The 22,425-nt window shown below is 52.3% G+C and carries 23 protein-coding genes and 1 tRNA gene; 13 read left to right on the forward strand and 11 right to left on the reverse strand.

What is annotated here, in order from left to right:
- Positions 1-185 precede the first annotated feature (185 nt).
- Positions 186-788, reverse strand: coding sequence for a DJ-1/PfpI family protein (locus BUE76_RS04410; RefSeq protein WP_073044994.1), 603 nt, complete (start codon positions 786-788; stop codon positions 186-188).
- A 251-nt stretch (positions 789-1,039) separates the two neighbouring features.
- Here BUE76_RS04410 and BUE76_RS04415 point away from each other — a divergent pair, with 251 nt between their 5' ends.
- On the forward strand, positions 1,040-1,801 hold the full coding sequence (locus BUE76_RS04415) for a hypothetical protein (protein ID WP_143157368.1): 762 nt from the start codon (positions 1,040-1,042) through the stop codon (positions 1,799-1,801).
- Positions 1,802-1,873: 72 nt separating this feature from the next.
- Entirely contained in the window at positions 1,874-2,188 is a 315-nt protein-coding gene (locus BUE76_RS04420) for a peptide-methionine (R)-S-oxide reductase (protein WP_073044999.1), read from the forward strand.
- A 127-nt stretch (positions 2,189-2,315) separates the two neighbouring features.
- Here the strand turns inward: BUE76_RS04420 and BUE76_RS04425 are convergent, their stop codons facing one another.
- A complete protein-coding gene (locus BUE76_RS04425; protein ID WP_073045001.1) occupies positions 2,316-2,918 on the reverse strand; it encodes a hypothetical protein in 603 nt (200 codons plus the stop codon).
- Positions 2,919-3,152: 234 nt separating this feature from the next.
- On the opposite strand from BUE76_RS04425, the gene BUE76_RS04430 reads away from it, so the two are divergent.
- Positions 3,153-6,242, forward strand: a complete 3,090-nt coding sequence (locus tag BUE76_RS04430; RefSeq protein ID WP_073045003.1) for a choice-of-anchor tandem repeat GloVer-containing protein — start codon at positions 3,153-3,155, stop codon at positions 6,240-6,242.
- 960 nt (positions 6,243-7,202) lie between these two features.
- On the opposite strand, the gene BUE76_RS04440 is transcribed toward BUE76_RS04430, so the two are convergent.
- On the reverse strand, positions 7,203-7,976 hold the full coding sequence (locus tag BUE76_RS04440) for a hypothetical protein (protein ID WP_073045006.1): 774 nt from the start codon (positions 7,974-7,976) through the stop codon (positions 7,203-7,205).
- A gap of 256 nt (positions 7,977-8,232) precedes the next feature.
- On the opposite strand from BUE76_RS04440, the gene BUE76_RS04445 reads away from it, so the two are divergent.
- Complete coding sequence (locus tag BUE76_RS04445; protein ID WP_073045007.1) at positions 8,233-11,280, forward strand: ligand-binding sensor domain-containing protein; 3,048 nt, start codon at positions 8,233-8,235, stop codon at positions 11,278-11,280.
- 71 nt (positions 11,281-11,351) lie between these two features.
- A complete protein-coding gene (locus BUE76_RS04450) occupies positions 11,352-11,819 on the forward strand; it encodes a four helix bundle protein (RefSeq protein ID WP_073045008.1) in 468 nt (155 codons plus the stop codon).
- A gap of 23 nt (positions 11,820-11,842) precedes the next feature.
- On the opposite strand, the gene BUE76_RS04455 is transcribed toward BUE76_RS04450, so the two are convergent.
- The 4 genes from BUE76_RS04455 to BUE76_RS24125 all read right to left on the reverse strand — a co-directional run bounded on the left by BUE76_RS04455 (position 11,843) and on the right by BUE76_RS24125 (position 15,172).
- Positions 11,843-12,607: a LytR/AlgR family response regulator transcription factor gene (locus BUE76_RS04455; protein WP_073045009.1), complete on the reverse strand. Its 765-nt coding sequence runs from the start codon at positions 12,605-12,607 to the stop codon at positions 11,843-11,845.
- A gap of 1 nt (position 12,608) precedes the next feature.
- Positions 12,609-13,694: a sensor histidine kinase gene (locus BUE76_RS04460; RefSeq protein WP_073045010.1), complete on the reverse strand. Its 1,086-nt coding sequence runs from the start codon at positions 13,692-13,694 to the stop codon at positions 12,609-12,611.
- Entirely contained in the window at positions 13,684-14,748 is a 1,065-nt protein-coding gene (locus BUE76_RS04465; RefSeq protein WP_076026719.1) for a sensor histidine kinase, read from the reverse strand. Before BUE76_RS04465 ends, BUE76_RS04460 begins: the two co-directional genes overlap by 11 nt.
- Positions 14,749-14,965: 217 nt before the next feature.
- Positions 14,966-15,172, reverse strand: a complete 207-nt coding sequence (locus BUE76_RS24125) for a hypothetical protein (RefSeq protein ID WP_143157369.1) — start codon at positions 15,170-15,172, stop codon at positions 14,966-14,968.
- 216 nt (positions 15,173-15,388) lie between these two features.
- Between BUE76_RS24125 and BUE76_RS04475 the strand changes: the two genes are divergently transcribed.
- A complete protein-coding gene (locus tag BUE76_RS04475) occupies positions 15,389-15,604 on the forward strand; it encodes a hypothetical protein (protein WP_073045014.1) in 216 nt (71 codons plus the stop codon).
- Positions 15,605-15,648: 44 nt separating this feature from the next.
- Here BUE76_RS04475 and BUE76_RS04480 read toward each other — a convergent pair whose 3' ends face one another.
- Together BUE76_RS04480 and BUE76_RS04485 are read right to left on the reverse strand one after the other, a co-directional pair.
- A complete protein-coding gene (locus BUE76_RS04480; RefSeq protein ID WP_083596595.1) occupies positions 15,649-17,415 on the reverse strand; it encodes an ArnT family glycosyltransferase in 1,767 nt (588 codons plus the stop codon).
- Between the two features lie 8 nt (positions 17,416-17,423).
- On the reverse strand, positions 17,424-17,636 hold the full coding sequence (locus tag BUE76_RS04485; protein WP_073045018.1) for a hypothetical protein: 213 nt from the start codon (positions 17,634-17,636) through the stop codon (positions 17,424-17,426).
- 70 nt (positions 17,637-17,706) lie between these two features.
- On the opposite strand from BUE76_RS04485, the gene BUE76_RS04490 reads away from it, so the two are divergent.
- The 4 genes from BUE76_RS04490 (at position 17,707) to BUE76_RS04505 (ending at position 19,563) form a co-directional block, all read left to right on the forward strand.
- Positions 17,707-18,000 carry a hypothetical protein gene (locus tag BUE76_RS04490; RefSeq protein WP_073045020.1) on the forward strand — a complete coding sequence of 98 codons (294 nt, stop codon included), beginning with the start codon at positions 17,707-17,709 and terminating at the stop codon, positions 17,998-18,000.
- 54 nt (positions 18,001-18,054) lie between these two features.
- Complete coding sequence (locus tag BUE76_RS04495) at positions 18,055-18,909, forward strand: dienelactone hydrolase family protein (RefSeq protein ID WP_073045022.1); 855 nt, start codon at positions 18,055-18,057, stop codon at positions 18,907-18,909.
- 146 nt (positions 18,910-19,055) lie between these two features.
- Complete coding sequence (locus BUE76_RS04500; RefSeq protein ID WP_073045023.1) at positions 19,056-19,292, forward strand: hypothetical protein; 237 nt, start codon at positions 19,056-19,058, stop codon at positions 19,290-19,292.
- A 198-nt stretch (positions 19,293-19,490) separates the two neighbouring features.
- Positions 19,491-19,563 (forward strand) — tRNA-Thr (locus BUE76_RS04505).
- A 180-nt stretch (positions 19,564-19,743) separates the two neighbouring features.
- On the opposite strand, the gene BUE76_RS04510 is transcribed toward BUE76_RS04505, so the two are convergent.
- On the reverse strand, positions 19,744-20,295 hold the full coding sequence (locus BUE76_RS04510) for an HD domain-containing protein (RefSeq protein ID WP_073045170.1): 552 nt from the start codon (positions 20,293-20,295) through the stop codon (positions 19,744-19,746).
- Positions 20,296-20,452: 157 nt separating this feature from the next.
- Between BUE76_RS04510 and BUE76_RS04515 the strand changes: the two genes are divergently transcribed.
- Both BUE76_RS04515 and BUE76_RS04520 read left to right on the forward strand, forming a co-directional pair.
- Entirely contained in the window at positions 20,453-20,662 is a 210-nt protein-coding gene (locus BUE76_RS04515; protein WP_073045024.1) for a hypothetical protein, read from the forward strand.
- Between the two features lie 71 nt (positions 20,663-20,733).
- Positions 20,734-20,979, forward strand: a complete 246-nt coding sequence (locus BUE76_RS04520) for a hypothetical protein (RefSeq protein ID WP_073045025.1) — start codon at positions 20,734-20,736, stop codon at positions 20,977-20,979.
- Between the two features lie 43 nt (positions 20,980-21,022).
- On the opposite strand, the gene BUE76_RS04525 is transcribed toward BUE76_RS04520, so the two are convergent.
- Positions 21,023-21,349 carry a DUF6370 family protein gene (locus BUE76_RS04525; RefSeq protein ID WP_073045172.1) on the reverse strand — a complete coding sequence of 109 codons (327 nt, stop codon included), beginning with the start codon at positions 21,347-21,349 and terminating at the stop codon, positions 21,023-21,025.
- 95 nt (positions 21,350-21,444) lie between these two features.
- Here BUE76_RS04525 and BUE76_RS04530 point away from each other — a divergent pair, with 95 nt between their 5' ends.
- The gene (locus BUE76_RS04530) at positions 21,445-22,293 is read left to right on the forward strand and encodes an SGNH/GDSL hydrolase family protein (protein ID WP_073045026.1); all 849 of its coding nucleotides are present in this window, start codon (positions 21,445-21,447) and stop codon (positions 22,291-22,293) included.
- Positions 22,294-22,425 lie beyond the last annotated feature (132 nt).

A 22,425-nucleotide genomic window follows, 5' to 3' on the forward strand; every position in this document is an offset into this window, starting at 1 on the left:
GCCGCGGTGGATTGGCATTCTTTGTTTTTGGAAGCTACTGGGCCAGTAGGGGATGCCGATATGCGTTGGTATGACCTGCACTAACAACACCAACTAAAACCTTGAAGGTTTGAAAAGAGCCTGGCAACTGCGCAAAGCAAAAACCTATAAGGTTTTTAAAACCTTATAGGTTTGCAACTAAGGCATTAGCTAACACCGGCCGCCATTGCGGGTTGTTCTTCTTTTTGGGGCAAACCCGCCTCCAGGCACTGGAACACCGCGCGGTAAAAATCGGGGTGCGACTGCCAGGTTTGACCCGTTACGATGCTGCCATCGCGTACACACTGCGGACCGGCGCAATAGGTGCCGCCTGCCATTTCCACATCACCGCGCACATGCTCGTAAGCGGTAAGGTTGCGGCCTTTGGCCAGCCCGGCGGTAGCCAGGATTTGTATGCCATGGCAAAGGGCAAATACCCATTTGCCCTGCTGGTGAAACTGGCGCACCACTTCCAGGAGCTGGTCGTTGTGACGCAGGTACTCGGGTGCCCGGCCGCCCAGCAGCAGGATGGCGGTATAATCGTCGGCTACAATTTCGTTGATGGTGATCTGCGCTTCCGACACATAACCGGGCTTCTCGATATAAGTGTCCCAGCCGGGTTCAAAATCATGGATCACGAGGTGCAGGCGGCCCGTGCGGGGCGCGGCCACTACGGCAGGTATCTGGGCTTCGGCAAAACGGTGGATGGCATATAGGGCTTCGTAGCTTTCGCCGCCATCGCCGGTAACAATCAGGATCTTGTGTTGCATGGTTGGAGCAATCTGTTTTTAGAGATAAGTGAGGTATGGACCATGGTCCATCGTCCATGGACCATGGTCTACATCGTACTAAACTTACAAAGCCCGCAGCGGATGGAAAAATAAAAGAAGATACCCTGCACCCGGCAGCCCGGTGCCGCAGCCGGCAAAGCCCGATGTTTATCCCCATCCGAAATAAATAGCCGCCTCTTCCGTTTTCCACCGTATTGTTGCGCCCCAAAGCCAGCAAGCCGCCTATCGCTATGAAAAAAATTATTGCGCTCCTGCTCCTTTTGCCCTTAGCTCCTGCATTGTATGCACAGGAGGCCAGTACCCTCGTATTGCCTGAAACAGCAGGTGCCGCCAGCTTTATTCCCATCCCCAAGCTGCGGCAGCACAACTACGGCGCCATCATCGGCATCCAGCGGGGCCGCACTACGGCATTTGAAATGGGCGCCGAAATGCACTGGCGCAAGATCAGCCTCTTCAAGCCGCATATCTGGGGCGCCAACGCACAGGTGGAATACAGCTTTTCCGATCATATTGTAGGCTATAAAGCAGGCGTATGGCGCAAGCAGGGCCGCGTCAACCTTACCTATGGCGCCAACCTGGTTTACTTCAACAATTTTGAAGGCGGCCAGCAGTTTGGCATCGGGCCGGCGGTAGGCTTCCGCTTTGCAGGCCTCCACCTCATTAACGGCGTAAATATCCTTGCCGGCGATATGAAAAGCGATAAGACAGGTGCCGCAACCATGGGTGCCAACACGCTGTACATGAGCCTGCGGTACTATTTCCCGGTACAAAACAAGTTTACCTGGGACCGCAAGAACAAGAACAAAAAAGGAAAAGAAGGCGGCGGGCTGTTTCGCAAAAAAGAAGAAGAAAAAGCACCCGAACGCAAAGGCCTTTTTGCACCTCGTAAACAGGAACCCGAAAAGCGCAAAGGTTTGTTTGGCAGTAAAAAGGAAGAGCCCAAGGAAGAACCCAAAGGGCTGAAGAGGATATTCGGCAAAAAGAGCGAATAATAGCGAGGAGACGACGGACGACAGGTTGTCCGTCGTCCATTTCGATTCTGCCAACATAAAAAATGCACAGCCATGTTTGGCGAACCCATTCCCGACCTCAACCTGTATGCTCAGAAAGAAGGGGTGTACTGTTGCAGCAAATGCGGCCAGGCGCTTTTTGCCGCCAACAAAGAATTTGCCGCTGGCTGTGGCTTTCCTTCTTTTTATGAACATTGGGGTGATGGCGTAACCTTAAAACCTTTGGATACTAATGGCAGGCACCGCATCCAATTATTATGCAATGGCTGCGGCCAGCACCTGGGCCACCTTTTTCCACACAAACACACACCAACCAGGGTGCGTTACTGCATCAATGCGGATAGCATCATACCCAGTTCTATTGTGTAGTGGAAAAGCAGCAAGCTGTTAGCTACAAGCTGCAAGTGAAATTGGAGCGTATAAGCCTATTTTCACCTGCATGCGGTCCTGCACCCTGCTTAACTGTATTTGTACCTTGTGGCTTGCAGCTACACCCCTAGAATCCCGTCTTGCCCATCCGCACATACACAATGCGGTGCCTTGAAGTAGAATATTCACTGCCGGCCAGGTACTTCTGAAACAGGATACCGGCTCCCAGTGCACCCGTAGAAATACCCAGCTTGCGGATATTACCGCTGCTGCCGATCGGGTCTTTAAGGATGGCGCCGTTCAGCAGGTTGAGGAGCAGGTAACCCCCACCACCAATGATGAGCAGCGGCCCTGTGCGGCGTTGCCAGAAGCTGCGGCGTTTATTGAGCCATACGCGTTGTATGGCCAGGTAATGGATGGGCAATAAGGTGGTACCAATGGTGTCGAGCTGGAGCACGCCCCAACGCATATACCGCTGCACCCTGTACTGGCGGATGATCAGGCTATCGTTGCGGATGGCTTCGATGGGGCCTTCCAGCCAGCCGCCGCTCTTTGTTTGCAGCACAATGGGCAGGCCGGGCATAAAGCTGCGTACCGTGCGGCCATTGGGTTTGCGCACCGAAATAAAATCGGGCGACTGTGCCTGGGCATACAGGGAAATAAATAGCAAGGGGAGCAGCAGCAGCCGGTTCATGCCCGACAAGATAGCCCATGCCGGGATAAACCTCATGTGCAGGTTTGTTAAACTGAATGCTAGCATAGAAATACGGCTTGGAGCTGGTGCACTCCGCCTCCTGTCCCATGTCATTTTCCGACAGGTATGGCTCCTGTTTGCACAATTCAATACCTGTTTTCCCCCACTCGTACAACATGTGCTAGCTGCCTTTACTAACCCTGCACAATTTTGCACCACCCGACCCCCACTGTCCGTTTTTAATTCATTTCATCACCCCAAACCAACTGCATGATGCCCTTAACCATTACCCGGAACAAACCCCCATTGAAGCTGCGCAAAGCAGTTGTGCTGATCCTCCAGCTTGCGCTGATGTTGTTGAACATACCGGTAAGCGCACAGGATGTTTTAATGGGTTTAACTTCAAACGGCGGTCCCGAAGGAAAGGGTACCGCCTTTACCATTAAGAGCACAGGCAGCAACTTCGGCATTGTAAAAAGCTTTGCCGACTGGGGCGCACATCCCAACGGCGACCTGCTGCGGGCAACCGATGGCAACTACTACGGCCTGACCTATGATGGCGGCATCTATGGTCATGGTACGCTCTTCCGCATCACCCCGGCAGGCGCCATTACCATCCTTAAAAACTTCAACCTTCCCGTTGATGGCGGCTACCCCAAGGGCAGCCTGATGCAGGGCACCGACGGCAACCTGTATGGCACTACCAGCAGCGGCGGCCCCAACAATGGCGGGGTGGTATTTAAAATCACAACCGGTGGCCTGTACAATATTGTTCGCAGCTTCCTGATCAACACCGAAGGCGGCAGGCCGCAGTCGCGGCTGGTGCAGGACGCCAGCGGCAATATTTATGGCACCAACAATACCGGCGGCACTTATGGCTACGGCACCATTTTCAAGATATCGGCCACCAATGCTTACTCGGTATTAAGGCATTTGGATAAACCCGATGGTGCCAGCCCTTACGGCGGCCTGCTGCTGGCCAAAGACGGCAACCTGTATGGCATGACCAGTTCGGGCGGGCTGTACAGCCGCGGTACTGTTTTCCGGATTGCTACCGGCGGCGGCTTTGCCGTAATCCACCATTTCAACTCCGACGGCAAGGATGGCCAGTACCCTTCCGGCGACCTGATACAGGGTAAGGACGGGCTGCTGTATGGTATGACACCCGATGGCGGCGTCAACTATAACGGTACCGTTTTTAAAATCAATTATACAGGCAGCACCTATAATGTTATGCGCAGCCTGTCGGCAGCCGTGGAAGGTGGCAGCCCCGGCGGGCGCCTGCTACAAACTTCCGATGGCAGCTTTTACGGCATGGCCTACAGCCTCAGCGGCAGCTACTCGGGCAGCATCTTCAAAATGGATGCAGGCGGCAATACATCGGTGGTAAAAAGGCTTACCTGGGCTACCGATGGTGGAAGGCCTTATGGCAGCCTGGTGCTGGGTTCTGATGGCCTGCTCTATGGCATGAACAAGGAAGGTGGCCAGCTGGGCAACGGCACCATTTTCAAGGTAAACACCAGCGGCACCACGTATACCGTGCTGGCCCACCTAAGCGGATGGTCGGCAGGTGCCGAACCAAAGGGCCAGCTGGCTATTGGAAAGGACAGCGCCTATTTCGGCGTTGGCGAAGCAGGAGGCAGCTTCAACAACGGTACCGTATATAAAATCTGCGGCGGCACTACCACCGTTCTGAAATCTTTCAACCGCAACCTGGATGGCGGAAAACCCGTGGGCGGCCTGGTGCGTGCCCACGACAACAACCTTTATGGCGTAACCACAGAAGGGGGCGCCAACAGCGGCGGTACCATCTTCCGTATTTCTCCTTCCGGCTCCTTTGGCGTGGTGCGCCACCTGAAAGGCACTACGGATGGCGCCTCGGTAAAAATGGGGCTTACCCTCGGTGCGGACAGTGCCCTGTACGGTATTGCCACCAGCGGCGGCACCAACGGTGCCGGTACTATTTTCCGCATCACTACCGGTGGCGCGTTTTCGGTATTGCGCCATTTTTTGTACACCACTGATGGCAGCCCCGCCGAAACAGGGCTCACCCTTGCCAAAGACGGCTATTTCTATGGGCTTACCAACAGCAAGTTTTTCCGCATCAGCAAGGACGGCAAAACCTTCAATTTGCTGGGCAGTTACAGCTATAGCACCGAAGGCAGTGAGCCTTACGGCAAGCTGATACAGTCCACCGACAATAACTTTTACGGCACCTTCCGCACCGGTGGTACCAATACCCGCGGCGTTATCTTCAGGGTTACGCCAAATGGCGTGTTTACCAAACTGCGGTCGCTTACCGAAGCCACCGATGGCGCCTATCCCAAGGCAGGCTTGGTCCGGGGTGTTTCCGATACGGCCTTCTTTGGTATCACTACGCAAGGCGGCACCAAAAAGGGTGGCACCATCTTCCGCATCACCCGCACGGGCACCTTTAGCGTACTGCGGCACCTGGACCTTGAAAAAGATGGCGGCATGGCCCTGTCCGGTCTTATTGTTTCCCCTGTGGTCGTAAATACGGCCACCGCGCAATCGGGGCTCACCACCAATGAAGACGTGACCAAAGCCATTACCCTGAGTGGCACCGGTCCTGCAGGTACTACTTATACCATCATTACACAACCGCGCAATGGCACCATCAGCAGTGGCACCAGCGCAGCCCGCACCTACAAGCCCAAGGCCAATTACTATGGCAAAGACTCCTTTGCCTTTGTCTCCAATTTTGGCTGCCTGGCATCATCACCGGCCTGGGTAAAGATTGATGTCCTTTCGGTAAACGATGCGCCGGTGCTGGACTCCATCCGTAAAAAAAGTGTAGTGCGCGGAACCGCCCTTGCCTTTACCGCAACGGCTAAAGATGTGGATGCAGGGCAAACCAAAACCTTCTCGCTCGTAACAGCACCCGCCGGGGCAACCATTAATGCCACCACCGGTGCCTTCAGCTGGACGCCCACTGCTACGGGCAGCTATACCCTTACCGTACGCGTTACCGACAATGGCTCGCCGGTACTGTACGACCAGGAAACCCTCACCATCACCGTTACCGCACCTGCACTCAATGCCATTGCGCCGCAGGATGAACGGAACAGTACACTACAGGAAAATGCCCCTGCAGCATCCGGTTCGGTATTGTATCCAAACCCTGTGCAGCAAAGGTTTACCATACAACTGCAGGCACCCGCACAACAGGCCTTGCTCCGCATATACGACAGCAAGGGCAGCTTGGTGCATGTGGAAAGTATAAAACCTGCAGGCAGCAAGCTGGTACAGGCCGATGCAAGCCAGCTCAGGCCCGGGCAATACTTTGTGGAGCTAAAAACCGAAACCGGTACTGAAACACTCAAGATGATCAAGAACTAGCAGGTGGTTTGTTGAAAGGGGACCGGCGGCTGTAATGGCTGCCGGTTTTTTTGTGCCTGCTGATTTGGGTGCAAAAAGCATCAGCAATCGGGTGTTCTTTATTCGTTTTAACGAAAGAAAAATGCAGTTTGTAAACCGGATGTTTGCATTTGCAAGGCCTGATGCGAATGGTTATTGCAGGAAACATCCAAAGTCAAAAAAATGGGTATCGCAAAGACCGCTGAGGAGTGGCAAAGGGGGTGCGAAGAAGCGGCTTTGCGTCCTTTGCGATCCCTTTGTGTTCTTTGCGATACTACAGTCAACACTTAGAAGGTCTTTGTCTTCTAACCGGGAATGCAAACAAAGGCCGCTGGTTGCAGGAACATACCCACCTTGTTACTATACGAGTCCAGGTGGGTACTGGTTGAAAAATTCAAAGCACATCGGGCTTAGACCTTTTAATATCTGTTGTAACAGGTAGAAAAATCACTCAGCACCCCAGATAAGTTGAACCTACACATTTTTGCTGCAACACTTATTCATCCATGTCTGAAAAAGATCAAACGTTTTGGTACACTCGCGCTCTTTTTTGCCAATCAGACAATGTCATGCCGAAACAAGTTCGGCATGACAAGCACCTGGTGGCAACCTGGTTCTTATAGCTGCGGAAACTTCATACAAATCACAAACGCAGCGGAGTAAAAGATTGCTTGTTCACTTGCTTTTTCAAGTTGCTATTTCCACTGGCTACACCAAGGTTTAACAGGGATAAAAACAAGTAAGCTTAATGCAAACAACTCCTCATACCAGCATAAAAAAACCGCACACCTTACGGGGTGTGCGGGATGCTCATAAGCGGTTGCTGGTTGGGAGCAGTTGTTGGTTAAGGGCAGTTGTCTTGGTTGTCAGCAGTAGTTTTGGTAAAGGCCTTACGGGGCCTTTGATACCGGATGCAGACCTTACGGGGTCCCGTTCCGGTAGTTAGGAAGCTTCGCGTTTCACAAAGCTTTCCAGTATAAAATGGGTAGCCCCATCTTTCTTTTGAATCCGCATTTTGGTAGGATACCAGCCGCTTTTTTGCACTTTGGAAGGCTGGGGTATATCCCTTACAAACGTGTGGTTGTTCTTGATAAATTCCTCGGTGATCATGGGTTCATAGAAAGTAACCTTACCATCGTAAGAACCATAAATAAAAGTCTGTGTGAAAGGGCTGCCATTGAGTTCGGGAGCCGTGGCATCCAGCCAGTGTACACCCATTTGCGGAACGCCTCCGGGACCGGGAATATAGGTGGTCGGGAAGTACGCAGGTGCAGGATGGTTGTCGAACTTTTCCTTGGCCGCTTCATAGATTGGAATGGCCAGGCGCTCTGCCTCGGTGCTGGTGTAAAAATGAAAGTCGAAATGCGGCTTGTCGTAAATGGGTGCCGGCTCATGACCACTGGGGTTCCAGTCGAGCAGGGCATGGGTAAACGGCGTGGCGCCAGCCTCGGAATGGAGTTGCAGCGATACCGCGTTGGCATGGTTGTGCCCACCTCCTGTATTGCGGTCAAGACTGGCCATGGCAGCATCGTCAATTACGATGGCTATGCGCATCGGATCGCCCTTGCCGTTTTCTTCGTACCAGGTCCAGCTTTTACCATGCTGGAAAGTTTGCTCGGGACCTTTAAACAGTTTTTCCTTGGGCTTGTCGTCCTTGCTACAGGAGGCTAAGGCCAGGATAGAGGCAGCGGCAAAAAGCCATACTTGTTTTTTCATAACAGTTCGTTGGTTTGGGTTTGATGCAACAAAGATGGCCTGCAAAAAAGGTGAAGAAAAGTGACGCGGTAATGAACTGCAGGTAGCCTTGTATGAAGTGCAGGTTTGCAGGTATTGAATCGAAAGCTTACACACCATGCATTTTGTATTTCGAAACAGCAACCTCAAATACAATACTGCTTTTTCTCGCATTGTAACATCATCGCTATTGCCCTACTGGTGCGCCTTTGTATATTCATAGCTCCAAACCATCACCTTGAACCGAGCCTTGCTCCTTTACTTCCTTTGCCTGCTGCTGCATACAGGTTTTGCACAAAGCCTGAAGCCTTTTGCATTTGCACACTACACCATGCAGGAAGGGCTTGCCTCCAACGAAATAAATGCCATGGTGCAGGATGCAACAGGTTACCTGTGGATCGCTTCCAACAACGGGTTGCAACGGTTTGACGGGGTGCAGTTCAAAACCTTCCGCAACCGCAAAGGGGATACAACCGCCATACCAGAAAATGTGATCAACGAACTGCACATTGATAAAGAAGGCACCTTATGGATCCTTACTGGCAACGGCACGGTGGGCAGTTTCGACAGGGACCGTTTTCGCTTTCGCAAAGCCCCCCTTTTGCCCCGCACCGATACCGCATTTCTTGCCGAAAAACATTTCCTCTCTGACCGGGATGGGCGCCTGTTCCTGATGATGATGGGCCACGAGCTGCTGGGGCTTGACAAAAAGAGGCATGCGTTTACACCGCAGGCTTCGGTGGTGCCCTTGCCTAAAGGCATGCCCATCATGTGGATGTCGCACCAGCCCGGCACGCAAAAGTACTGGGTGAGTGTCTTTGGCCGCAGCCTTTCCATTTACAACCGCCAGACCAATACCTGGAGCGATGCGGAAAACAACCGCGAAAACGAACCGGCTGTAAGCCAGTTCAAAGGCAAGCTTGGCGTGATGTATTCCTTCTTTGATAAGCAGGGCAGGCTTTGGTTTCAGAACTGGGATAAAGGCGGGTTCCCGTTTGTGATGAACTGGGACACGCGCAGCAATAAACTGCAGCAATTTGAGTACATCACTTCGCTGAAAACCTACCACGAGGTGAACGGTTTTATGCAACAACAGGATGGCCGCGTGTGGGTGCGCGGCCTCCAGGTGTTTGGCTATATGCAGGAGGCAGAGAACAAATTTTACCTCATACCCAACGATGCCCGCAACCCCGAAGGCATCGCCTACGAAAGGGTTAACTGCCTCTACGAAGACCGGGAGCACAACCTTTGGGTGAGTACCCAAAACCATGGCCTGTACCGGTACAATCCGTCGGCCCAGTACTTCGCCAATTTCACCCACAAAAACCCGGTTACCAAGACGCTTGGTGAGGGCGCCATCCTTTCTTTTGTACAAACAAAAAACGGCGACCTGTTGGCCGCCTCCTGGGGCGATGGGTTGTTCCGCTACGACAAACAATTGCGGCCCGTACCACTGGGTGTCCGTGATCTTTCCGATGGGCTGCTGCACCCGTTCTGGAGCTTGTATGCATCAGGCGACAGCAATACCATCTGGATCGGTTGCCAGCCCGGTGTATACCAGTGGGACCAGGCTAAAAACACCATGTACCACCGCAACCCGCCCATCCTGAAAGACCACACCGTGCGGCAGCTGGTGGAAGACCGTGCAGGCAATCTTTGGCTGGGCATGCATGGCTTTGGCGTGTACCGGTGGATCAATCCCAAACAACCGGGGAAAGATTCGGTGGTGCATATTGAAGCAACCGGCAAAGCCATGGTCAATGTGGTGTATGCGGATACAAAAGGTTGGATATGGATTGGTACCGGCAGCAGCGGCTTATTTGTTTACCATGGTGCTTCCGCAAAATTACTGGCACATTATACAACCGGCACCAAATTGCTCAATGGCGCCTTTACCAGCGAAATCGGCGGCATAACGGAGTACAACGACAGCATGATGCTGGTGGCAAGTCCCCGCGAGTTGTATTGGTACAACCGGCAGCAGCAAAGCCTGCGGCTGGTGCAACTGCCCGACGCGCTGATGGGCAATATCATGGCCCTGCAAACCGACAAAGCCGGCTCTATCTGGATCAGCACCACCAACGCATTGTACCGCTACCATCCTTTGCGTAAGGTGCTGGTGATGTTCAACCGGGTAGACGGTATCAACAACGATCATTTTGTACACAGCGCCACCTACCGCCGCCCCGACGGCCGCCTGTTTTTTGGCAACTCCAATGCCTTTATCAGCTTCGACCCGGCGGCCATCCGTATATCGGAGCAAACACCCGGCGTTGTGCTTACCAGCATACAGGCGGGCAAACGCGAGCTGCCGGTAGACTCAGTATTGCGGTTGCCGCAGTTGGAGTTGGGCGCCCGCAACAATTCGCTGTCGTTTAGCTTTTCGGCACTTACCTATACCGGCTATTACCTGATACAATACCGCATGGAAGGGTTGGATGATGAATGGCAGCTTGCCGACCGTGAAAACCGGGCTTCCTTCCCCATCCTGCCGCCTGGCAAATACACTTTGCAGCTGCGGGCCATCAATGCCGAAGGAGTGTCCTCGCCGCAACTCACCGCAATAAGCCTGCAGGTGCTGCCACCTTTTTATCAAACCTGGTGGTTTTTTACGCTGCTGGCGCTGCTGGTATCCGGTGTGCTTTTCTTTATCGACCGCCAAAGAATGCGGCGTAAGCAGGCGTTGGAAAAAGTGCGTACCGATATTGCCAACGGCCTGCACCAGGAGGTAAATACCGCGCTCAACAACATCAATATCCTGAGTGAAATAGCCCGCCTGAAATCGGACCGCGAGCCGGAGAAAGCGAAGGAATACATTGAGCAGATACACACCAAGAGCCACAATATGATCATTGCCATGGACGATATGCTCTGGAGCCTCGACCCCGACAACGACACCATGGACAAAACCATCAGCAGGGTGCGCGAATTTGCCGATGCCCTCACCCAGCGTTATGGTGTGGCCATCGACATGCTGATTGATAAAAAAGTGGAACGTTTGGAACTGGATATGAAGCTGCGCCACGAAGCATTCCTCCTGTTCAAGGAAGGCTTGCGCAGCCTGGTGGCGGCAGGCACACCGCACTGTATCGTCAACCTCTCACTCGACAAAGCAAAGCTGCTCTTCACCATCGAATTCGTTACCGAAGGCTGCGACATGCAGCAGCTCACCAACCTCCTCCACCGCCGCGATATGACCGCCCGCATCAACAACCTCAAGGCCAAGCTACAGGTGCAGGTGCATAAGAGCAGGAGTATGTTTATGTTGCAATTGCCGTTGAGTTAGGTTTGGGGTTGGGAGTGTGGGGTTTGGAGTTGAGGAGCAGAGTTTGTACTTTTTAGTATAAAACTCAGGTTATGCCGACTGTTGAAAAGTTTGAAGAATTGGAGATATGGCAATTAGCAAGAAAGGTTTGTCAACGTATTTACCTGTTAACGTTTTTAGAACCTATCAAGTCAGACTATCGATTCAAAGATCAAATAAGGGGCTCCTGCGGCAGTATGATGGATAATATAGCAGAAGGCTTTGGTAGAGGAAGCCAGTATGAATTCATCAACTCCCTCACTATTGCAAAAGGAGAAGCAGAAGAATTGAAGTCTCAGTTATACCGGGGTTTGGATATCAAATATTTTCCGCCCGCACTTTTCGCAGAATTGTATGACCAAGTTGAATTGACGGCAAGAAAAATCGGCACACTAATCAACTACTTAAATCAAAGCAATATCAGGGGTAAAAAGTTTTCTGGCAGAAACAATCCTTCAGCCACCACCAAAAATCCCAAAGGAAACACTCCTACTCCCCCAGAACAATCCCCCAACACCTAACTCCTAACCCCAAACTCCTAAACCTATTTCCCCATCCACTTCTTAAACTCCCCAACCTTTTCCCTGCTTACCAGGGCTTCTTTCTCCGTACTGGGTTTGAGGGAAAGAATGAGGCGGTTGCCGAAGTAGTCTTCCATCTTTTCGATGGCTTCGATGGCTACGAAGAAAGAACGCGAGATGCGGAAGAAGCGGTCGGGGTCGAGCATTTCTTCCAGCTCGTCCATGGTGTAGTCCACAACAAACTTTTTGTTGTCGGCGGTTTTGAAGAAGTTGAGGCGGCCATCGCTGTAGAAATAAGAGATTTCATTCACTTCTACCGACACGAGTTTTTGTGCCAGCTTTACGAGGAAGCGCTTGCGGTATTCGCGGGGCTGCATCTGTTGCTGGATCTGCTTTACCAAGGAGTCGATGTTGACATCGCCGCCCCTTGAAGCCGCCAGCTTTTTGTATTTGTCCAAAGCCACCTGCAGGTCTTCCGACTGTACGGGTTTGAGCAGGTAGTCCACGCTGTTTACCTTGAACGCCTTGAGGGCATACTCATCGTAGGAAGTAGTAAAGATCACCGGCGCCTTTACATCTACGAGGTTGAATACTTCGAAACTTTGCCCGTCGGCAAGCTCGATGTCCATAAGGATAAGGTCTACCGTGGGGTTGTTTTGCAGCCAGCCCACGGTGCTTTGAATGCTGTCGGTGATGCCCACCACTTTAGCGGAAGCATCTACAGCACCCAGTGTTTTCTGCAATTTTCTTTGTGCCAGTTCTTCGTCTTCAACAATGAGGATATTCATATCAGAAGCTTTTTTGTTCTTTGAGTAATGCAAGGCGGCCTTCAGCCGAATTGTTCCAGATCAGCGGCAGCACCACGGTAAAGTTCTTACCGTCTTCAATCACCTGGAAACCGTCCTGGTTCAGCAACTCGTACTTGGCGCGGATATTATCCAGCCCGATGCGGTTGCTGGGCGCCTTTACGGTGCGCCGTTGCAGGTTGTTGTTCACCACCAGCTTATTGCCCGCCGTGGTAAAAATCTCAATCACCAGGGGCTGTGTTTTCGACAGTTGGTTGTGCTTTACCACGTTTTCCACCAGCAGCTGCAAGGATAAGGAAGGCAGCAGGTATGGATGGTACCGCTTATCAATATCCAGGGTCATCGAAAGGCTGTCGCCATGTCTTGTTTTCAGGAGTCCATAGTAGGAACGGATAAACCGCACTTCACTTTCCACCGTACTCAGGCCGTCTTCATTGTTGCGCAACAGGTAGCGGTACACCTTGCTCAGTTCATTGAGGAACTCTTCGGCTCTTTGTTTATCCTCTGAAATTAAGGAAGACAGGGTATTAAAACAATTGAATAAAAAGTGCGGGTTAACCTGGTTCTTCAGCACGTCAAATTCGTGCTGGAGCGCCTGCTGCTTGAGGTTCTGCTTTTCCTGCATGCTCTCCTTCAGCCTTTCCACCACGTAGTCCAGTTCGTAGAGGGTGATGAAAATAAGGTTGACGCAAAAGCCTACCAGCACACCGTATTTGAGGTCTTCGAAATTGAAACGATAACCCAGGATGCCGAAATAACTATAGCTGTAAAAAACAATCGAAATAGAAATGGCCATGATGGGCATGATCAGGGTGCCAAGCCATATAACCCGTGTACGGGTTTGCTTCAGCGATGGCAGGCGCAACTGCAACAAGTTGTGCACCGTTATCTGCGAACGCCACGAGCCGATGCCTACTACAAACAACAAAGGATAAGAATAAAGCCAGATGCGCCCATCATGAAAGAGCGCTTCATCGTACAGGATGTAGTTGAGTACAAAATCAATCACCGGCATGCAGACCAGGAAGCTGAACACCTGTAGCCGGGTGGGTTTGAGTTTATTTTTCATAGAGTACTTCCTTGTTTTCGATTAGGGGTAGATAGATACAGCGTTGCTTTATTTCATCGCGGATCACCACTTCCGAGGAGTTGAGCAAACGGTATTTGGTAACGAGGTTGTCGAGGCCGGTTTCGAAGTCGATGACATTGCTCACCATCTTGGGCTGGCGGCTATTGCATACCAGCAACTGGCTGCCATCCTGCGACTGGATGCGGATATGCAGGGGCTCGGTGCGCGTCATGCTGTTTTGCGAAAATGCGTTTTCGATGATTACCTGCAGGCTGAGTGGGGGCACCAGTTTATCAAGGTCCACTGCTGCTATTTCAAGGGTCACCTGCAGGCTGGAACCAAAGCGTTTGTTGAGCAAAAAAAGGTAAGACTCTATAAAGCGCAATTCGGTGCGCAGGGTTACCAGTTGCTCATCGTCGCCGCGCAGCATATAGCGGTACACTTTGGTCATTTCGTTGAGAAAACCTTCCGCGGCCACCTCATCTTCCTCAATCAGCGAGGACAGGGTGTTGAGGCTGTTGAACAGGAAGTGCGGGTTTACCTGGCTTTTCAGCCCCAGCAGCTGGCTTTGCATGATGGCTTTGCGCAGCTGCTCTGTTTCCTTCAGGTTGTCGCGCCAGCTGTTGTAACGGTGTATGCCTTCAATGAGCAGGGTAAGGAAAATATTCATGATGCTCATGAACACGTAGGCCCACACAAACCCATTGAGGTTGAAACTGTAATTGAAGCTGCGGAACACCTCGTAGCCATTAAAGGCAATGATGAGAAAAAGTCCGCTCATGGCCACAAAGGCGAGGATCATGTAAAACAGGCGGCGCGGTGTGTCGGAACCGCGGGGCATCCGCCTTTTGAGCGATTCGGCAATAAAGCCGCACAACACAAATTCAAGTGCCAGCCAGAGGCTGGTGAGGATGGTAGCCGGCATAAAAATGCCGACATGTATAAAATAACGGCCGCCAAATATCAGGCTGTTGATGGCCAGGGTGAGCGGCAGTATCACTATTGCCAGTACGAAATAATCTTTTCCGCTGTATTGTGGAAGCCTGATCTTCATGCCCGAATAAATTAAGCACATTACTGCATTGTAGCCACCGTTCCAACCTGTACCGCATAGCTTTTTGTATGAATTGTAGAAAACAGCGGATGAATTGTGGAGGAGACCATGGACGATGGACGATGGACCGTGGACCATGGAAGATCGACCATTGACCACGGACGACGGACCACAATGGCCGGCTGTCGCCTATGGTCCATGGACTATGGACCATAGATTAATTCAGCAATGGCACAAAAGGAAAGTCAAACGAAATATTTCCCTTTTCAGCCGGCATAGGGCTGTTTGCCACTTCGCCGCCAGCGATACCGGTTTTAACCACCGGTTGTTTGTAGGCATGTATGGCTATTCCAACCGGCAACAGGGTTACCAGCAAAAGAGCCATCATCAGGCAGATCATCCAAGTTTGTTTACCGTGGCGCATAACATTTTCTTTAATCGGGTGCAAACTAAGCCGCCACAACCCCGTTGCCAACCTGCCGGTGTATGAAATGTAATTACCGATGCATGAATTGCGGGGAACCCTCCACATCAGGGAAGCCATCATTGTTTTACCAAAATAAAACAGGGCTATCGGTCCGCTGGCACTGCCTTTGCTACAGAAGCCCACCCGATTTCCACTTCAACCAATCTATTTTCTATGGAACCGAATACAAAACCAATAACAGGCAGTGTACCCGAAGCCCCCGGCAGTGAAGAGCAGCGCCTGAAGGATTATTTCGGGCACCATACCGTGGATGAAAAAGAAGCACTCAAATTGCACTCGGCCGATACTCCCGAAGGCCTCAGCAGGGCACTGAACGAACAGATGGGCGGCGGCAATACGCCGGTGCGGCCACATCCCAATGAATTATAGCGGAGCAGTCCGGAGTTAAAAGTTCATAGTAAGGATTCCCTGTTTTAAACTGCAGCCTTTGAACTATAGACTTTGAGCTTTGAAACCGGCACTCCCCGCTGCCGTTTCATTTCCTTCTGCGGCGGCATCTGGGGCAGTCTGCCTTTCCAGCCATCAAGGCGGTATACGTAAAAGCGGCGGGCTTCCTGTCCGTTGCGGTGCAGTGCAATGGTTTGTACCCATACAGCCCTGCGGTAATAAGGAGCAAAGGTTTGCTGCGGGTTGTAATACTCATCGGAAGGCACGATGCAAAATGCCTGTGTAAAATCGGTTTGCGCCTTGCGGATATAATTGGTCCATAGGTAATGATGGGTATGCTGCAGGCTGCCCAACCCAATCATGGGAGCACCGGCGGGGCGGGCAAAATAGTACTCCACGTGTGCACCCCACCAGGTAGGACAGACCAGCGGTGTGCCGGGGCGGACGGCACCCGAAGCCACCTGCTGGCCGTACCAGGCAGCAAAGTCCCCACCGCCCCGCTTCCAGCCATAACGATCCAGGCTTACATCACCATCGCCAAAGGCGGCTGTTTTGGTTTGCCCCCAGGTGCCGGGATAAAAATGCAGCACCACCGGCCATCCGGTCATAAACAGGGCGGTACCGAAAAGGGCAGCCTTGAGCCATGCCGGAAATAAGACACCTGGCTTTTGCCGTGCCAGCCAGATTGCTGCCAGCGGCAGCAGGCTCACATATGCCGGTCCGCTCCAGTGCGGGTACACCGTTCGGAAAAGGGAAAGGTAAAGCAGTACCGCCACCAGGGGCAGGGCCATATACACCAGGAAGGCGAAACGGCGCCACCACCGGCGCATCCCTTTTGCCAGGGCAGCAAGGGCAAAACAGGTAAGCAGATAATTATAGGGATTGTTGAAAAGGATCTGGCCCAGCACTTCTTCGGCAAAGCTGCGCCAGTTGATGCCCCAGCCTGCCACCACAACCCGCTCGCTATGGAAACGGTAGGTAACAAAATCGTACTGGAAATTCCAGTAGAGTATGGGACTTGCCAGCAACAGGCTGATGGCCGCTGCTGCATAAAGCCGCGGGTTTTGCAACCATTGCCTGCGGTGCAGCAATACATATAGCCCCATGCCGCCCCACAGGAATACACCATGCACCTTGCACAGGATGCAGAGGCCCGCACCAAGGCCAAAAAGCAGCCAGTTGCGCCAGCTGTCGGCGCCGGTCACCAGCCGTGCGGCCATCCATATTGCAAAGGTCCAGCACAGCATTTGCGGCGAGTCGGGCATCAGCAGCATGCCGGCTACCAGGCCCGCATAAAAAGAAGTGTTGTACAATACCGCAGCATACCAACCAGCTTTGGGCGAGTAGAGGGTGGCAGTAGCCTTATAGATAAAAAGGGAGGCAATGGCCGCACCCAGGATACTGCCCAGCCGCACTAGGGGCACATAGTCGTTCAGAAGGCCGCCTGCAGTAGTAAGCCAGCCTTGCAGGGCCACCATCGGCGGGTGATCAAAATAGTTCCATTGGAGGTTGCGGGTATAAAGCCAATAATAAGCTTCGTCGTTGCCCAGCTCCACTACCGATGCCAGCAGCAGCCGGGCGAGGGTAAAAAGCAGGATGAGCAGGAGCAGGGGCTTGCGGTAGCTTTGCATGCCTGCAGCCGGCAGGGATGACGCAGCAGGGGCAGCCAGCAGGTATGGTAATTCGGCGGCTTTATCCATCGGGTGAACTGAATAGGCAGGGGGCGGGTGAACCCCCATGAATAAAATGTCCTGAAACAACTTCAGGACAGGCAGAAAGGTAATACGTTTCATCCGGAATGCTAAGCGTCATCCCTGCGGGCCTGCTTACCGGCTTCGATGCCTTCCCGCCACTGCCGTTGTCTTTCCTCATCGGCTTCACTCAGCTGGTTGCTGCTGTCCGCATCGTCGCTGTTTTCCACATCCAGGAAGTTGATGTGCTTATCCTGGTTGGCTTCCGAAGGGATATCCAGGTGCCGGTCCTTATCTTGCGGCTGTTGGTTATTTTGTTCCATCGTGCTTTTTTACAGAGGTTGCCAATATGATGCCACGCAATGTTTTTCGTAAATTGAAACAATAGGGATCATGCCCCTCATTGCCGGCAGCCGTGTACGGGTGCAGCCCGCACTCTTTGGAACGGTTTCCGCCCACCCTAAATACCATGATATGACCAAGCAAAACGAGAAAACACCCGCCCCAAAAACAACGGACAAAAAGACGGTACCACCCAAACACCAGACCGAAGAGCTGGGCAGTGACTATTGGGACCGTATTGCCAATGACGTGGCTTCGGGTTACGAGAGCAAGGAAGATGTGAACGATGTGCTCAATACCGACCAGGAAGCCGACGACCATACCCGGGGCGATGCCGGCGTCTGAACCATTGGTCCGGAATTTTGTTTGCAGCAGTACACCCCCAAAAATCAGCTATATATGCGTGTTACTTTCTCCATGGCAGCCCTGCTATTGGCGGGCAGCCTGGCCCTTTCCTGCGGCAACAATGCCGGCGACAACGAACCCCAATCTGAGCAAAAGAGCGACAGTATGACCCAAACTGCAGCAACCGGGGCCATCCGGGAAGAAGCCGTTAGCTACAATGTAGGCGATCAAACCTTTAAAGGCTATGTAGCTTTCGACAGTGCCAGCACAGCGCCCCGCCCCGTGGTACTGGTGGTGCACGAGTGGTGGGGACTTACCGATTACCCCCGCATGCGTGCCAAACAGCTGGCTGAACTGGGCTACCTCGCCATGGCTGTAGACATGTATGGCGATGGTAAAACCGCCAATACACCCGACGAGGCACAACAGGCTGCCATGGTGTTGTACAAAGACCCGCAGGCTGCCAAAGCGCGTCTGGATGCAGCGCTGGCAAAAGCCCTCAGCATGCCACAGGCCGATACGGGCCGCACCGCTGCCATCGGGTATTGTTTCGGCGGATCGATGGTGCTTAATGCCGCCAAACTTGGAGCGCCATTCAAAGGTGTGGTGAGCTTCCACGGCGGGCTGGAAGGCGTGCCGCCACAAAAAAACATGCGCACACAGGTGTTGGTATGCCATGGCGGCGCCGACAATTTTGTTCCCGAAGCACAGGTAGCTGCCTTTAAGAAAAGCATGGACTCGGCAGGTGCCGCCTACGAGTTCAAAGTGTACCCAGGCGCCACGCATGCTTTTACCAATCCCGATGCCGATAAGAAAGCCGCCGAGTTCCAGATGCCTATCAAATACAATGGCGCTGCCGACACGGCTTCCTGGAATGATATGAAGGCGTTTTTTGCAAAAGTTTTTTAAGGTGAAATTCTAAACCCGGAAATGGCAAGGCTACCGGGCTTTGAACCACACAGCTCTTAGATCATTCAAACCAGTTGCTGCGGGTCTGTGCTGCGCACCATTCGTGGCACTCTTTGTGTTGCTGGAAAACAACAATACATACAACCATGAGCGATCAACAAAACAATAAGGATGTGCGCCGCGACGACCTGCGGCAAAAAGACGAGGGCGGCAAGGACGTAACCCGCACGGGTAGCACCGGCGGCAATGTACAGGCTGGTGAATGGCAACTGGGAGATGAAGAGGCGGAACGCACCACCAATCCTGATGCTGGCAGCTATACCGGCCGCGGTACGAATGCAGGCAATGGCGGCGATATGTCGGACGCCAAACAAACTACCTGATCAGGCCTGCCCGGCTTTATTAAATTTTGCCAGCCTGCTGCAACCATTCAGCAGCCTGTATTGTCTTTGCATTACGGCGACAACGATTGCAACTTACCGGAACAGTTAAAGCAGAATTCATCGGTTTCCCTGCTTGGCTGTTCCGGTTTTTTTGCGCCTTGTGTAAAATGCCGGCCTTGATTGTTCCTACATCCACCCGCCAACTTAGCTCAGCTGGCAGCGCATTTCACGCGTAATGAAAGGGCCCTCGGTTCGATTCCGGTAGTTGGCTCAAACCCTGGAGGTTTCCAAAAACCTCCAGGGTTTTTTCTGCCCGGCAAACCTATAAGGTTTTAAAAACCTTATAGGTTTTACAGGCGAACGCGAAATAGATTGTACAGAAAAGATCACTTTCAGCTTGCCGCTAAAAGCTAACACCCAACAGCCAACAGCTTTCTCCTAAAAACTGACCCTACCGATTTTCATCCATCGCCTTTTGCAAGGCAGCTTTTGCTTTTTGATACAATGCGGCATGGCCGTTGGGAATCACGGCCAGTATCTTTTTACACTCCCGCAAAAACACGGTTGCAAAGCTGGGATCGTGCACTATTATCTCGGAGCAGTTGTCCAGTATATCGGCGTACTTGATGGTTTGCGCATCGGGGCTCGTTTTACGGATGCGCTCCCGCTCTTCTTCCTTCCTTTTTTTGCGGTTCCACTGCGGGTAGTTGGCTTTGATATACACATCCGTTAGTTCCACTACCAACTGCGTTGTTTTTGCCGCCTCCTGTTGGCTCATTACCGATAATAAATACCGGTGCATTTCGTCCTTTGTTACCGGGGTGTCTTCCAGTACATCGTGTAGCAGGGCAGCGGCCAGCACCGGCAGGTCATTGGTATAAGCCGCACACAACTCCATTACCCTTACCGGGTGTACAATATAGCGGTCGGGTGTGTACTTGCGCATCTGGCTGCCATGTGCCGCATCGGCATAGTCGCGTACTTGTTGCAGTATTGCATTCATGTGGTAATACAGGCAAAGAAAAAGCCAGTACCGCAATTTATTGCTACCTCATGGGTAAACAACGGCTGAGCCCCGCCTGCCTGTTGCGCCACAGTAGCTGTAACACCAGCATTCCATCTCCGGCAACGTATTTGTATCTGCTAACCAAAACCTTTTTATGAGCAACAAAAGAGAAGACGAGCTGGCTGGCAAGCACCGCGATATGGGGATCAAAACCGCCGACGGACAGGATAATGAAGGCCACCTGGCAGGCAGCAACCTGAGCACCTTCAACGAGCAAAGCGCACAGGAACACGAACGCAACGACAACAGCGAGCTCAACCGCCTCGATGCACGCGGCGATGTAAAAGGCACAGAGTCGGTATAATACAGCATTGCTGAAACCCCGTTTGGCCTGTAAGGCTTTGGCAACAACTATTCACCCTAAACCCATACAATATGATTGAACACCAGAATATCGACGGTAGGGATGTTTGGCTTAAAGTAGATCCGCACCCGGCAAACAGGGAAAACCCCAACATCATCCCAACGGAATACTTTACCGCCACCTACTATACACAGGAGCCGCTATCAGGCCCGATAACAGGCGAAACCGTTACCGATGATGATGGCACACCCAAGCTCTTCGAGTCGCCGGTGGCAGCGCTCACTTTTGCATGGAAACGGTTAAAAGGATCGGCATGATGATCATCAAAAAGCCGGTGCGTTGGCACCGGCTTTTTGCTATTTATTTGTTTTTGACCTCGGGGAGTAATTTAAAGTAGGTAGCCACAAACCGGTCCTTTTCCACGCGCCCCTTTACCTCGGCCTTACGGATGGCATTGCAAAAGCCATCCTGTGCATGCGCATCGCCATGGTCGTCGATGGCAGTGCCGTCAACAAAATAGGCTTTGCCATTGATCCGCACCGCCAAGTTGCAGCCTTCACCTTTCATTCCAAAACGGCACTGCCCGCAGGAGGCTTCCACTACCTGTTTCTGGGTGCTGTCGGCAGACTGGGCATACAACAGGTTTCCGGTAAATAGCAAGGCGGCAGCCAGGAGCATTTGTTTCATTGTACTTGAATTGAACCAAAGATAAATGCAGGCGGGCAGCAACGGCGCATTTAGTTGCCCGGCCACCAGCATGCATTTTCTTTTTATGTTTAAGCATGAAAACGATCTTGTCTTTCCTGCGTATTGCCTTGCTTTCCTTCATCCTGTTGCTGGCCGCTTTCAGCCAGCGCGAACATACCTGGGTGGCCATTGGCGACTCAATCACCTACCTCAACGATCATCCCAGTGAAACAGGCAACCGCATTACCAAAGGCTATATGACCCTGGTGCAGCAACAAGTACCGGGTCTGCACGTCATCAACCAGGGGCACAATGGCTGGACGGCTGGCCGCATTGCCGACAGCATCCACAACCTGGGCCTTGTGAAAGCCGATCTCTATACCATCTTCCTGGGTACCAACGACTGGTGGCGTGGCCGCCCGCTGGGTAGCTTTGCCGATTACAAAAACAATTCAGGCAACGCCACCGTGAATGGTTCTTTCCGCATCATCATCAATAAGCTAAAGGCCCTGAACCCCGATGCGCAAATCATTTTGATCACACCCATGCCCCGGGTGGATTTCGTGTATATCAACAATCCCAAAAACAACGCATGGGGCAGCTACCGCGACAAGGAAGGCCAGCACCTCGAGCAGTTTGCCAATGCCATCAAAGCCATCGGCAGGGCCGAAGGGATCAGGGTGGTGGACCTGTACCACGAAAAGAAACTGGCCCATAAAAACCTGGTGCGTTTCAAGCGCCTGAAAGACCCGCAAACAGCAGGCGCTTACCGCAACTATTCCTACCCGGATTTTATCGGTGTTCCTTTCAACCCGGATACAGACGAATACCCTTACCCGCTAGATGCTGTTGCCATGACCTATGATGGGCTGCATCCTTCCGACAAAGGATATGAAGTGATAGCAGGCAAACTGCTGCCGCTTATAAGGAAAAGTATTCAGTAATACCAAGTTAAGGTTACAACTGAGTTGGGGTTGAGGTCATAATAATTAGCCCACGGTTTCAACCGTGGGTAATGCCGCCAAATTGAAAAACAGGAAACCGTTTCAACGGTTTCCACAACCCGCATGACCTAC

It is taken from the genome of Cnuella takakiae (genome assembly GCF_001953305.1).
GTDB lineage: Bacteria > Bacteroidota > Bacteroidia > Chitinophagales > Chitinophagaceae > Flavisolibacter > Flavisolibacter takakiae.